The sequence below is a fragment of the Pseudomonas gingeri genome (assembly GCF_013385425.1).
Lineage (GTDB): Bacteria > Pseudomonadota > Gammaproteobacteria > Pseudomonadales > Pseudomonadaceae > Aquipseudomonas > Aquipseudomonas gingeri_D.
On the sequence record NZ_JACAQA010000046.1, the window covers coordinates 1 to 653 of the forward strand.

2 protein-coding genes are annotated in these 653 nt (G+C 56.0%); both read left to right on the forward strand.

Annotation, left to right across the window (positions count from 1 at the left end; genetic code table 11):
• On the forward strand, positions 1 to 330 hold a 330-nt coding region (gene tnpB, locus HX830_RS31235; protein ID WP_177104670.1), incomplete at its 5' end, for an IS66 family insertion sequence element accessory protein TnpB.
• Between the two features lie 18 nt (positions 331 to 348).
• The coding region (locus HX830_RS32280) for a transposase (protein ID WP_256350860.1) at positions 349 to 653 on the forward strand (305 nt) is incomplete at its 3' end.

Sequence of the window (653 nt, forward strand, 5' to 3'; positions counted from 1 at the left end):
GTCTTCCTCTACCCCAAACCCGTGGACTTTCGAAAGTCCATCGATGGCCTCGCTGCCCTCGTCGAGCTGGATATCAAAGTCGCCGTGTTCGACCCCGTGCTTTTTGTCTTCCTCAACAAGCCACGCAACCGAGTGAAAATATTATATTGGGAGCGCAACGGCTTCTGCCTATGGCTCAAACGCCTCGAGTCCGAGCGCTTTAAAACATCGCCCGATGCCGGCGACGAGGCGATCGTCCTGACAGTCCAGGAACTGAACTGGCTGCTCGACGGCTTCGACCTCTGGCGCAACCGTCCACATCAGGTTTTGACGCCTCGATATGTCGCGTAGTCGGGTATAATCCTGACCATGATTTCGATGCCCGAAGACCTTCCTGACGACCCCGTTTTACTCAAGCAATTGCTTGCGCAGATGCTCAATGAGCGTGAGGTTGATAAGGAGCACATCAGCGACTTGAAAGAACAGATCAAGCTGTTGCGTGATCGTCTCTTCGGGCGCAAGTCAGAGCAATCCGTTGATCCGATTACGCCACAACTGGCGCTGTTCAATGAGCCGGAAAGTGTCGAACTGACAGCGCCTGAGCCCGACGAGGAAGTGGTCGCACCCGGTCCGCGCCGTGGTAAGCGCCGCCCGTTGTCGGCTGATTTGCCACG